This is a genomic window from Ilumatobacter sp. (genome assembly GCF_030065885.1).
GTDB lineage: Bacteria > Actinomycetota > Acidimicrobiia > Acidimicrobiales > Ilumatobacteraceae > Ilumatobacter.
On record NZ_JASJCS010000150.1, the window covers coordinates 1 to 12126 of the forward strand.

Sequence of the window (12126 nt, forward strand, 5' to 3'; positions counted from 1 at the left end):
CAACTCACCGAACTCATCAACCGCGCAAACGTTGCTTGACGCGCCACTAGGCGCGGCCGGCCGAGTGCGGCTGACGCAGTTGGCAGATCGCCGCCATGTGCAACGCGTGGTTCAGCTGCCGGTTGCCGCGTGTCGACGCGCGGTGCACGGTGCGGCCGCCGGAGGAGAACTCGACCGGTGCGGTCCCGTTGTAGGCGGCGTAGTGGTCACGGTCGCGGAACCGGCCGACGTCGCCGGTGTAGCCGATCAACATCGCGGCGATGATCGGCCCGATGCCGAACAGATCGGTCACCGTCGTCGACGACGCGGCAATCGCCGCACGGATCCGCTTGTGTGACGCCTTCAACTGGGCGTCGAGAGCTCGGATCTCGGCGAGCAGTTCGACCGCCAGGTCGTAGCGGGTCTGCTCGACCGGTGTCGCCGGTGTCAGCTGTTCGAGAAACGTGTCGACGTCGGAAGCGTTGATTTCCTTGGCGATCCCGCCAGGGGCGAGCTCGACGAGCAGGGAGTGCATGCGACTGACGACTTGGGTTCGCCGGTCACCGATGTCGGTGTTGCGCTTGGCCAACAGGCGCAGCACTTCGGCGTGACCGACCGGACGCACCTCGCGCAGATCGGCGTGTCTGAGAGCGGTCAATGCCACCGAACGGGCATCGTTCGGGTCGGTCTTGTTCGACCGGCCAGATCCCAACACCCGCGTGCGCGCCGCCAACGTGGCGGGCACGTCCACGACGCGTTCGCCGGCAGCGACGAGCTGCTGGGACAACAAGTAGCCCATCCCGTCCGAACCCTCGACTGCCCACATCCGCCGTGGGAACGGCTCAGCCCATGTCAGCAGTCGATCGACTTGTTCTCGAGACGCACGAACCGACACCTGCGCCAGCTCGACTTCGCCGTCGTCGACGGCGAACGCATGGTGCGACGCCTTGTGCGGGTCGACACCGATCATCACTTCCATCAGCCCTCCTCGGGTCAAATCGTTGGTGGCGGACCGTGGCGGGCACTCCTACTTGCAGGTGGTTAGCGCTCGTTCCTCTCTCGAGCCACACCACGGCGAGATCGCCACCGGGCAGCACTTCGTTCGCAAGCCAACCCCGATCGATCGAGACGGCAGGCACTTCGCGAGCAACCCGACGGCAACCTCACGACGCTACGAAGAACTCGCAGCATCAACCAGGAGTCTCAAGCAGGCACATCGGGGACGGTTGCCGCGACGTGGTCGCCGAGCGTGACGTGGCAGTGGTCGCTGATCGGAATGACAGCTTCTGGACGGGGCACTGCCCGTGCCGAAGGGTCATCGCGGAATCGCGAACACGGAGCGCACGGTACGGGCCGGTACCGTGCGTCGCGAGACTGCGGCGCGTTCGGTCACCACTGGTCGGTTGGGGCGTGCTGCCAAGACCTGCGCGCGCGTGCCGATCTCGCGCATTCGAGTGGGCATGGGCGTCGCGACGCGTGATCAGCGCGATCTGCGCTGGCTCGTCTTCCCGAGCAGCCCGCTCACGACTGTTCGCCGGTCAGAAGACTCTGGGTGTGCACTCGCCGGACGCTGACGTTCTCCGGGCTGACGGACAGGATCTCACAGAAGAAGATCAACACGGCCTGGGAGACCTCGCTTGCATTGGCGGTCTCCATCGAGCCCAAGCGTGTCATGAGCGTCTTGCCGGGATAGGCCCACACGGTCCGGCCGTGCTGCCTCTCTCGGCGCCAACCGTTCGCCTTCAGCGCTCGATTCACCGATTCACTCGTGACCCCGGCGGATTCCACGATGGCACGGTGTCTGTAATGGCCATAGATGGTCACTGTGGGGTTCCCCGGTGCACTCACCTCGACCTTGAACGTTCCCGACCCAAGTTTGGTACCCCGACTGAGTTCGCCGACCTCCCGCTCGACGACTCTGTCCAGCTCCATCCTGGATGGCAGGTTGGAGAAGACGGCTTTGTCGTCGAACTCAGGCACCGACGGGCGAAGCAACGGGTGCGGCAGTCCCGCCCGTGGTGCGGCTGCCTCAGTGACACGGTCGGCGATCCTTGGGCGCTCCCGGGGGGCTGCCTTCGGCTGAGGCTGCTTCGGCCTCCGTTGGGTACCGCCTTGCGGCGTTCCATCCATCTCGACGCGAAGGCGCTCGTAGAAGTCGGCGGGAGGCAGATTCCCGTCAGTCACGTCCGCGTGCTGAGTCGTTGCCAACTGCAGCCACGGCCCGCCACTCAAGAGGAGTGGCAGTACGTTCTTTCCCTTGGCCTTGGCATACGTCAGCTCGTTTGCCACCCACTCGGACCGGCGAGAATGCTCCGACATGACAACCACCACGGCGCTGCAGTCGTCGAGATGCTGCTCGATCACCGCCGGGTACTGATCGCCGTACTCGATCTCGCTGTCCATCCAGGTGTCAATGCCCCGGTCGCAAAGGCTCCGCGCGAGCTTGGCGACGTACCCTTCATCCTGATGGCTGTAGCTGAGGAAGACGTGGGCCATGGCCAGTTCCCTCCCCGTCGGAACTTACGGTACCGACTGGTGGATCGCGGCGGGCAGGGTCGGAAGGCCTCCCCTGAGGGGCCGGGCACATCACGCCGACATTGATCCCGCTCGGGCTTGGAGCGTCCCCGATCGCCGGGTCGCGGACGTGCGATGCCGATTGCTTGGTCCGATCGCCAGGTATCGCGATGGGCGGGCACGCGCTGCTGCGTCCGAAGCCGGTTAGAACCGGGTGCGCAGGCGCATGCCAACGTCGCTGAGCCAGTGGTCGGTGAAGATCCGCCGGCTCGGTGCACGAGTTCCTGCGACTCGGTCTGCCAAGAGCGCAAAGAGCAGGTACCGAGCCGACGTCACCAGGTCGTAGCCAAGCGCACTGTCGAGCTTGACCGCGGGGTCGTGCTTGAGACCCTCGTACATGGCGGTGAACGAGTCGCACCACGCGTCGCGATTGCCGACCCATTGCGCAAACTCTGGACCGACCTTGTCGACGGCCGACTCAAGAATCTTTCGATGTCTTCCGGTCCGCTTGGGAAACTGTCGCTGGGTTATCGCCCACTTTGCCGTGCGCCGATGGGCTGCGACCCAGTACTCGAGTGCGGCGCCGAGCGATAGCAGGTCGACCTCGATGACGGCAGGGCCGTACCGGTATGGAGCCACGACTGGTCCGACGGCTCGTGGGTGGGAGTCGTAGAGCTTGACCCATCGGGCGAGGCCGGCGACGCCGCCGAGGTCGACCAGATCGAGCATTGGCCAGTCCGGTCTCTCCGCGGCCGGGATGCCGTCGGGCGCAATCATCAGCGGCCCAAGCCAGCACGAATGCTGTTCGTCGCCCGCACGCTTGCGGTCATCCGGCCGCACGTCGAGCCGAATCGACGACGACTCGGCGGCCACAAAGCCGCGACAAAGTACGCCGAGTAGGGCGGCGATCTGTACGAGGGGCCGCACCAGTTCGTGCGCGTCCTTGGCTCGACGAGAAGCGACCTCCGCCACGACGGTCGACCTCACCCGCCGATCATCTTGCGGCCCGTCGACTCTCCAGCTCGGCCCGACCTCGAGTTGCCGTCCACCGCCGAGGTCGAATGATTCGCCGTCGACGCTCCCCAGCCGAAGTGAGTAACCACGAACCCGTCCATCTTCGTGGTAGTCCCAGGACTCGTCTGTTCTCGCGAATCCGGCCCATCTGCCGAGCGACAGGAACTTGGCGGACAGGGACCGGACGCGAGAGCTGCGGATTCGGCCGAGTGGTGTCCCGAGTGCCACCAACCGAGCTGAATACAGCGCGGTCGAAACCCCCTCGCCCGTCATCACGGCCGATCCACCGCGATCGGAGATTTCCAACACGGTTGCGGTTGTACCGGGAAGCTGGACGAGCAACGCGTCCGGCATCGGAGCCTCGTCGTCCGAGAAGCGCTGCAACACCGCTTGTCGGTCGTCAGCGATCGTGTCGATGTTGACACGCCGACCGTGCCGAGCAATCCACCCATCTGTCGACGGCTCGTTGTCCAGCGTCCCATCGTCACGAAGGAGGTGGAATCGGCCGATAGAGCCGTTCTCGATCAGCTCGTAGTCGCTCACGATTCCATGTTGCCGTGATCGTCCACGCGCGGCGCGCCCTCGAGGCGCGTCGCGTGGCGCCTAGATGTACTTGGCCGTCAGGTTGGTGACAGACGGCTGATGGGTGGGTGACCGCCGAGGGCGTGGTGTCGCCGGTGGTGGTTGTAGCGGTGGAGGAAGTCTGGCAGAGCGGCTGAACGGTCGTCGTTGGACTCGAACACCTGCCGGTACGCCCACTCGATCTGGAGGGTGCGGTTGAATCTCTCCACCTTGCCGTTCTGCCACGGGCAGTGCGGGCGGATGAACTTGTGGACTGCCCCGAGATCGACGATGGCGTCTCGAACTGCGTGGGAGTTCTTGTAGCTGAAGTGGTTGTCGGTCATCACTCGTTCGATCGAGATGCCGAGTGATGCGAAGAACTCGCCGGCTCGGCGAATGAAGGCGCCGCAGGTGTCGCCACGTTCGTTGGGGTGGATCTCGGAGTAGGCGATGCGGGTGTGGTCATCGACCATCGAGTGCACGTAGTCGAAGCCGATGCGGGCCTTCTTCTTCGCAGCGGTTGATCCCATCTGGCGGCCATGGGCGCGCCAGCCGCCGCCGTCGGGGATGCGCCCGAGCTTTTTGACGTCGACGTGGACGAGCTCGCCGGGGCGGTCGCGTTCGTAGCGGACAGCGGTGGTCTTCGAAGCCCGGATCACCTCGCCGGTCAACGGGTCGCAGTCGTGCAGGCGAGGCACTCCGTTGCGGCGCAGGATTCGGGTGATCGTGCGTGCTGGCACACCGAGGTCAGGGGCGAGCTGATCGGGGCCGCAGCGGCGTTCACGGCGCGCTGCGAGGACTCGTTCCTCGATCTCGGGTGCGGTCTGGTTGGCGATGGTGTGCGGCCGCGACGGCCGATCCTCGAGACCGGCATCTCCAGCTTCGTCAAATCGACGGATCCAACGATGCGCGCACTGCCGCGACACTCCCATCGCCTTGGCGACATGAGCGATCGGCTGACCAGCGCGAGCGCGATCGACGAGCAGGCGCCGGCCGTGAACGGTGAGACGGGCGTTACGGTGAGCCACGAAGACCTCCTGGTGTGTGAAGCGGCAAACTCCACAATGCCCGGAGGTCTTCACGCGTCAGCGGATGTCACCAACGCCACGGCCAAGTACACCTAGAGCTCAGCGTGCGGAATCTATCCGTCCGCAAGTGCCGGCTCAGCGACGACGCCAGGTCACCGGCCACCGCTAGCTGCGCGAGCCAACACGACCCACCTGGCCCCACGCCCGTCCGGGAGGCTTCGCCCGGGTGCTCGGGCTCACCGTCGTTGCCGTCGTCGCCCGGATCGTCGCCGCTCCTCGCTCGGGAGCCAGGCCACCGCCCCGGAAAGGGGGAGCCCAAACGCCTCGCCCTCGACGACGCCTTGCTGCGGACTACCTGACACATCACCATCCTGCCACCCTGACGGGCGTCCCCAAACGCCGGCTCGAGGTCGCGTGCTTCCGAGAGGATGGTCGCACGCGAGGACCTCGCCAACGACCCTGTTGCCGGCGTTCCGAGCGGACGCGCACCCGGCAGAGGACCGGCCGCGACACCGATATCGGTGGCTGCCAGCAGCTGTCGGCGACCTTCGACTGCCGGTCTGTCCGTGCCGTCCTCCGTGGTTGCCTCAGACTGCGTCCGGAGCCCAGCATCGGCGCGAGCGACACGAGGATCGCGTCAGATTGGACGCCTCTGATGTCCGGCCAACGACTCGCTCCGGACTGGCGGATGGAGTGCCCCGGCGCCGTGATCCTGCCCGGCGGCATCACCGACGTCATCGCCGATCGTCTCGACCCAAAGAGCCTGCCGCCCAACTCGGCGAGCCCGGCAACATCTGCTTGCCAACTCGAGACCTTGTGCCCTATTCAGCCGCATCTCCCGGCGCGAGGTTGGGTCACAAGCACGGAGTCTGCGTGCTTGTGATTAACGCCGGAACATCGACCCAGTCGAACGATTGGGACACATGCCGATGGATGACTGATATAACTCCGTCGCGCCGCCGCGATCCCAGTCTGAAACGACTCAGACAAGGAGGAGACCTCATGTCGGGCAATCACGGAATATCACGAAGAGCCTTCGTCGGAGGCTCCGCGGCTGCGGCGGGCTATGTACTCGCCGGACCCCGCGTGGCGGCGGCGATCTTTGCCCTGCCCAAGCAAGCCTTGGACACGCTGCCGAACGGGTTCGTCAGCGGCCTCGAGCAGAACAAGGCGGGGTTCGTTGCGGTCGGCCGCACGCCGGACGGGACCGCGACCGTCTGGCAATACTCGAGCGGCCCGGGCTGGGAGACCCGCTCATTCGGCACCGACGGCGTCGAGTTCGCCGACCTTGCCGTTCTTGCGAACGGCTCGTTCGTCGTGGCCGGGAGTCAACGCACCACCGAGCAGGTCGGAACCGCCTTCGTGCCCGTCGACGACGACGACGCCTTCGATCCGGCCACCGTCGAAGATCCGGACGTACCCGAGGTCGAGGTGCCGATCTTCGAGGACCGGTACGAGCCGGCCGTCTGGTTCGCCGACCACAAGGGCGGAGAGCTGCAACGCGAGTCGATCGAGGGCGCGCCGCTGAGCGGGTTCCTCCACGCCGTCGCCGCGATCGGCAACCGCGTGATCGCCGTCGGTGCAACGACCGACGGCGAGTCGCAGGAGGGCACTCGCCCGCTCGTGCTCCGCCGTGAGCGGTCGGCATGGCAGGCCCGCCAGGCCACTGGCCTCCCGGGCGAATACGCGGAGGGCTCCATCACTGCGCTGTCGGCAACGCGCGGGCAATGGCTGCTCGCCTCCAGTGACATCGAGGGAACAACGGTGTACGCGAGTCGCGACGAGGGACACACGTGGACGAGCACCTCGATGGCGCTTCCGTCCGCCGCGCTCGTCACCGCCCTGGCGGAAGACGACGAGGCGTTCGTCGGGGTGGAATCGATCATCGGCGAGAAGGCGGCCGTCTTGGGTGCCAGAGGAGTCGACACCTTCGAGGGGTGGCCGGGCCTCCAAGAGATCGTCCTGACGGATTCTGGTCCGGCAGCCGTCGTGGCTTCCGCAGACCGCGAGTCGCAGCTACTCACACGAACCGAGGCATGACATGGGAGCCACCGAGAAGTCATTCACCAAGATCGACGGGGTACCCGTCTACTACATGCGAAACGCTCCACCTCGGCTTGATTTTGCAACATGGTACTGCACGTACTCGTTCTACAACAAGCTCGTGTATTGGAAGCGAAACACCGAATGGGCCGCGAACAACTACGGGAACTATGGCACGATCACCTGGATGGCGAGTGCCGGTTTCTATGTGAACAAAGGAGGTCAACACGGCGCCGGGACGGCGATGGACCTTGACCGCATTCGTTGGTCGAGCGGGAAGATCTCCTCGCCATACTACGGCCATCATGCTACGTCGAGCCTCACCTTGCGCCGCCGGTACTATGCCCTCGACGCCTGCTGCCGACGCTATTTCCGATGGGTGTTGGATGGCTACTACCCCGGCCATGCTGACCACATCCATGCGGATTTCGCTGCCCTGCCGACCAAGTTCAGCAAGTCGTCGACATCAGATACTCGGTTCATCCAGGCCGTGTGTAACAACTTCAACAGCGCCGGCATCTCGGTCGATGGCGTGTGGGGACCGAACACACAGGCCGCCTACGACGCCGCGACCGCCAAGATCGGTGTGACCGGGGACCCCTTCACGTCATCGACGAAGACGAGGCTGTGGTGCTGGGAGGTGGTCAAGCACGGCTTCGCCAACAAGTCGTTCGGCAGCATGTAGACGCGACCGTTTCCCACACGAACCGAGGAGGGCGCGCTACTCGGTCGTCAGCGGGCGGCGGACGCCTCGGCACCGAGTGCTGGTGGTCAAGACCATGATCGGCCAGCTCAGGTGTCGGCGTGTGCCGCCACCCGCGGGCCGACCCTTCGGACCCGGTCGACAGTCGTAGGGTCGAGGGTCAGTAGCCGACGGTGACCAACACGTACGCGTTTCGCAGCTCGTCGAGAAGTCTCAACAGTCGAAGCCAGAAGCGATCTCCACCAGGCCGGGACCAATGCACCCGAAGGTCGACAGGAAGGAAGCCGAATGCAGTACCCCCTTGGCACCGCGGCGCCCTCGCAATGCGTTGCGGCGTTGGGAGCGAACCACGAGTCGTCGCCATGACTCGCCAGAATCGCCTGCTGCTTGCGGGCGCGATGTTGCTCGGAGTGGCAGCCCTCGGGCTGACGCTCATCTGGATCGGCGGCGACGACTCGCCCGACGCTGATCTCGAGCTCGTCTCACCGAGCCCGACGGCGGCAGCCCCGTCCGACACGAGCGACGAGACGACGCCGACGTCAGGCCCGACGTGTGTGGCCCCAGCGGTGATGCACGTACAGCTCGGCTCCGGCAGCCAACTGGATTGCGGAGTCACCTGGCAGCACCCCGATTCGGCCACGATCACCGCAACCGCTTCGCAGGCCGGCGACCCACAGGCCGAGGCGGAGCGGTACGGCCTCGATCGTGTCCGGCTCAGGGACCGAAGTGACGACGCCGTCACCTTCGACGTGCAACCGGCGGGCTCCACGTCCTCGGTCCTGATCACCTTCACGCCACCGCTCACCGAGACGGCGATGACCGCCTTCGCGTTGGGCGTCGCCGAGGAAGCGACGCTGACGGATCCGCAGCGCCTGCTGCTCGCGACGCTGACCGAGCAGACGTGCTGTGGGCCCGATCTTCCCGCCGAGGTCGCGATCAGCGAGACGGAGTCGCTCCGGTTCGCAGCCGGGCCGAGCGATCCGCGTTCACTGCTCCTGGATGCCGTCGCCCTGCCTCTGGCTCCCGACGGTCCCGCCACGCTGGTGGGCTGGCTGGGCACCGTGGACTCCGGAGTTCGGGCAGCCGGTTTCGCCTGCGGCGGAACGCTGCTGCTCGTCGACGAGGACGACCGATCCTCAGCGGACTGGCTCGACCGGGTCGACGAACTACTGCCCGTGCTGCGGGCAGGACTCCCCTGCCAGCTGACCGGTCTGACCCCCGTCGACTGCCTCGGGCTCGACGACGATCCCGTGGCGTGCACCGAGTAAGAGGTCGAGGCGACGCGCCGAACGGGTTCTCGGCGGAAGCTGCCGCCGTCACCCCACCGCGTCCGAAGGCGCTCCGACCGGAACGCATGACCTGGCGTGCACTTCCGAGAAGGCTCTGGCCAACTTGCGAGTCGGACCGGCAAGAGCGCTCACGCAGTGCGACAGGCCGAATTCGCATGCATCAGCCGGTCAGGGCTCCAGCTCACCGAGCATGCGGTGGCGGAGGCGGCAGAGGTCCTCGAGTGCGATCGCGAGACCGGATCCGACCGACGAGAGTGCGTCGGCCGTGTCGATCAGCACAGCGGCGCGGCAGCGAGCGAGCAGGTTGACCAGCACCGCCCGGTGCGCCGGCCCGTAGCCGCCGGCCTCGAAGCCCGGCATCAGCCGGCCGACGAACGTGTGGGCGTCGGCCGCGACGAGATCGGCCAGCTCGGGTGGGATCGCGAGCTCGGGCAGGGAAGCCACCGCCTCGGCCGACGCCGTTCGAGCCACTGCAGACCCGACCTCGGGGACGAGCTCGCTCACCCAGGCGGCGACCGGGCCGCCGGCGATCGCGACACGCGCCCGGCGGACCACGTCGTTGCGATGCCGCAGGAGCAGCTCGACGAGTGCGTCGGGCGGCAGCCGCCGACCCGACTCGATCAGCGTGAGCACCCACTCGTCCTCGAGCACCGGCCACTCGGCCACGATCGTGCGCCACGTGGCGACAGCAGCCGCCGAGCACCACGGACGGTCGTCGTGCTCGGGCGGCTGCAGGGCATCGGCCGGGTCGAGCGCCACGAACGCCGCTCGCCGGGCGGCCGCCATGGCGCCGACGGCCGCCAACATGCGTGCTGCGGCGTCGGGGCGGAGCGCGTCGTCGACCACGTCGGCGACCGGCCCAGGCGGCGGCGCCGGCGGCGGCCGGCGATCGGTGCCGAGCAACGCAGTCGTGACGAGCTCGTGCCAGTACTCGTCGACCGTGACCGCAGCCTCGACCATCACGCCGCCCCCAGGAACGACGGGTCGGCACGCGGCCCGACGTCGAGCGTCCGCTCGTCGACGTGCAGCATGAGCGGCAGCACACCATGTGGCGTCCACTCGATGGTGACCACCAGCGGCGAACCGGCCGACGCAGCCACGAGAGTCGCGAGCGACCGGACACCGCCCAGGATCGGCAGCGAACCGGTGGCGTCGGTCAGCAACCACCGCCCGTCGACGACCGTCGGCGTCGCACGAACGATCGCCGGGTAGCGCTCGAGCCACGGCTCCGCGGCGACGGCTGCGCCGATCTGGTCGCAGGCCTCGGCGACGGTGACCGCGCCGACCTCGCCGATGGCCCCGAACGGCAGAGGTTCGCCGTACCGCCGACCTTGGAGCGCCCGCAACGAACCCCCCGGGTAGCGGTGCAGGTCGGCGTGGACGACCGTACCGACCTCGAGCGAGTCGTCGAGGCTCTGCTGATAGGCGGCGAACGAGAGGAGCATGGCCCACCGGCCCGACGCCTCGCCGCGCAGCCACAGCCGCCGGACCTCGATGCGGTCCTCACGGGTGTCACTGCGCCCCGCGACCAGCCAGTGATCGGTCTCGGGCACGCCGGCCAGCACGTCGGCCTGCCGGATCTGCCACCCCGACGCCGTCGCGACGGCGTCGGCGAGCGGCCCCGGCAGGTCGGGGAGCCGCCGCCCGGCGCGTGCGATGAGGTGCAGCAGGCCCAGCTCGGCGAGCACCTCGCCGTGCCAGTCGGGCGAGGCGCCGACGAGGCCGGCGAGTCGCCGGACGCGATTGGCGAGCGAGCCGGCCCGGGCATCGACGAGGCGGGCGGCGAGCTGATCCCACGTGGCGTAGCGGGCGAGCGCCGGATCGGCGAGACCGGTGCGCATCCGGTCCTCCAACCACCGGTCGAGCTCGACGAGACCCTCCATCATCCGCGCGACCCGTTCGTCGCGCGCCCGATCGAGGTCGTCGCGGTCGGGGCCCGTCGACTCGTCGGGTCCGTCGTCGTCGGCGCCGGGTGAGCCGGCGTCGGACGCACCGCCCCGCCCCTCACCGGCCGAGGCCGACGCCGACGCGTCGCCGCCGGACGGGTGCCGGTTCCGGCGGCCGAGCCACGACGCGACCGGTTCGGGTCGTGGCGCCTCGGCGACGCCCTCACGCGCCCACAGCAGCAGGAGGGCGAGCGCGTGCTTGCACGGCTGGCGGCGGCTCGGGCAGCTGCACCGCCAGGCGACGTCGACGTGGTCGACCATCGTGTCGTACGGCTCGGCGCCCGAGCCACGGCACCGGCCCCAGAGCGCCCGATCGTCGCTGCCGAGCGCCGACCAGCGCGACTCGACCGCCAACGGCTCGGCGGCGCCGACCGACTTCGGCGTCGGCGCCACGGCCGCCACCTGCTCGATCGTCCATCGCTCGCTCACGTCACGTCAACGTAGCCACGGGCTGTGCCGGCGCCGACGCGCCGGTACCGTCATGCGCCATGAGTGAGCAAGTGGTCTCCGTCTCCCGAGTGATCAATGCCCCCGCGGCGGCGATCTTCGACCTGCTGACCGATCCTGCGCGTCACGCCGACTTCGACGGATCGGGCACGGTGCAGCAGATCCGCGGGGAATCGGATCGGCTCCGTCTCGGTTCCAAGTTCGGCATGGACATGAAGTTCGGGTTCCTCCCGTACCGGATCTCGAGCACCGTGGTCGAGTTCGAGGAGGACCGGCTGATCGCCTGGGCGCACTTCGGCAAGCATCGCTGGCGCTACGAGCTCGAGCCCGTCGACGAGCACACGACCAAGGTGACCGAGTCGTTCGACTGGTCGACCGCGGTCTCGCCGAAGGCGATCGAGCTGGCCGGGTACCCGAAGAAGCACGTCACCAACATGGAGCAGACCCTCGAACGGATCGCCGCCGTCGTCGAGGCATGAGCCGAGCGACGATCGAGGACACCCAATGAAGATCGACGCCGTCCACTACTACTGGCGCCCGGGCTGCCCGTTCTGCTCGATGCTGCGGCGCGGCCTCGACAAGGCCGGCATCGAGACCGTCGA

10 protein-coding genes are annotated in these 12126 nt (G+C 67.6%); 4 read left to right on the top strand and 6 right to left on the bottom strand.

Translation table 11 applies throughout. The annotated features are described in order from the left end of the window. Positions 1 to 46 precede the first annotated feature (46 nt). The 4 genes from QNJ12_RS21720 to QNJ12_RS21735 form a co-directional block, all read right to left on the bottom strand. Positions 47 to 958, bottom strand: a complete 912-nt coding sequence (locus QNJ12_RS21720) for an IS110 family transposase (protein WP_300625902.1) — start codon at positions 956 to 958, stop codon at positions 47 to 49. 542 nt (positions 959 to 1500) lie between these two features. Further along, positions 1501 to 2475: a toll/interleukin-1 receptor domain-containing protein gene (locus QNJ12_RS21725; protein ID WP_300625904.1), complete on the bottom strand. Its 975-nt coding sequence runs from the start codon at positions 2473 to 2475 to the stop codon at positions 1501 to 1503. A 222-nt stretch (positions 2476 to 2697) separates the two neighbouring features. After that, the gene (locus QNJ12_RS21730) at positions 2698 to 4050 is read right to left on the bottom strand and encodes a hypothetical protein (protein WP_300625906.1); all 1353 of its coding nucleotides are present in this window, start codon (positions 4048 to 4050) and stop codon (positions 2698 to 2700) included. A 77-nt stretch (positions 4051 to 4127) separates the two neighbouring features. Next, entirely contained in the window at positions 4128 to 5096 is a 969-nt protein-coding gene (locus tag QNJ12_RS21735; protein WP_300625908.1) for an IS481 family transposase, read from the bottom strand. Between the two features lie 1122 nt (positions 5097 to 6218). On the opposite strand from QNJ12_RS21735, the gene QNJ12_RS21740 reads away from it, so the two are divergent. From QNJ12_RS21740 to QNJ12_RS21750, 3 genes are all read left to right on the top strand, one after another. After that, positions 6219 to 7136, top strand: coding sequence for a hypothetical protein (locus QNJ12_RS21740; RefSeq protein ID WP_300625910.1), 918 nt, complete (start codon positions 6219 to 6221; stop codon positions 7134 to 7136). Position 7137: 1 nt separating this feature from the next. Continuing rightward, positions 7138 to 7824: a hypothetical protein gene (locus QNJ12_RS21745; protein ID WP_300625912.1), complete on the top strand. Its 687-nt coding sequence runs from the start codon at positions 7138 to 7140 to the stop codon at positions 7822 to 7824. A 380-nt stretch (positions 7825 to 8204) separates the two neighbouring features. Next, a complete protein-coding gene (locus QNJ12_RS21750; RefSeq protein ID WP_300625914.1) occupies positions 8205 to 9110 on the top strand; it encodes a hypothetical protein in 906 nt (301 codons plus the stop codon). A 189-nt stretch (positions 9111 to 9299) separates the two neighbouring features. Here the strand turns inward: QNJ12_RS21750 and QNJ12_RS21755 are convergent, their stop codons facing one another. Continuing rightward, positions 9300 to 10091: a hypothetical protein gene (locus QNJ12_RS21755; protein WP_300625915.1), complete on the bottom strand. Its 792-nt coding sequence runs from the start codon at positions 10089 to 10091 to the stop codon at positions 9300 to 9302. After that, complete coding sequence (locus QNJ12_RS21760) at positions 10091 to 11506, bottom strand: SWIM zinc finger family protein (protein WP_300625916.1); 1416 nt, start codon at positions 11504 to 11506, stop codon at positions 10091 to 10093. Before QNJ12_RS21760 ends, QNJ12_RS21755 begins: the two co-directional genes overlap by 1 nt. Positions 11507 to 11565: 59 nt before the next feature. On the opposite strand from QNJ12_RS21760, the gene QNJ12_RS21765 reads away from it, so the two are divergent. Beyond that, positions 11566 to 12003: an SRPBCC family protein gene (locus tag QNJ12_RS21765; RefSeq protein ID WP_300625918.1), complete on the top strand. Its 438-nt coding sequence runs from the start codon at positions 11566 to 11568 to the stop codon at positions 12001 to 12003. The last annotated feature ends 123 nt before the right edge of the window (positions 12004 to 12126 follow it).

What these genes read in the sequence shown, in the direction of transcription:
- QNJ12_RS21745 (WP_300625912.1), top strand. Translation starts at nt 7,138, where the DNA reads ATGGGAGCCACCGAGAAGTCATTCACCAAGATCGACGGGGTACCCGTC.
- QNJ12_RS21765 (WP_300625918.1), top strand. Translation starts at nt 11,566, where the DNA reads ATGAGTGAGCAAGTGGTCTCCGTCTCCCGAGTGATCAATGCCCCCGCG.
- QNJ12_RS21720 (WP_300625902.1), bottom strand. Translation starts at nt 958, where the DNA reads ATGGAAGTGATGATCGGTGTCGACCCGCACAAGGCGTCGCACCATGCG.
- QNJ12_RS21755 (WP_300625915.1), bottom strand. Translation starts at nt 10,091, where the DNA reads ATGGTCGAGGCTGCGGTCACGGTCGACGAGTACTGGCACGAGCTCGTC.
- QNJ12_RS21725 (WP_300625904.1), bottom strand. Translation starts at nt 2,475, where the DNA reads ATGGCCCACGTCTTCCTCAGCTACAGCCATCAGGATGAAGGGTACGTC.
- QNJ12_RS21750 (WP_300625914.1), top strand. Translation starts at nt 8,205, where the DNA reads ATGACTCGCCAGAATCGCCTGCTGCTTGCGGGCGCGATGTTGCTCGGA.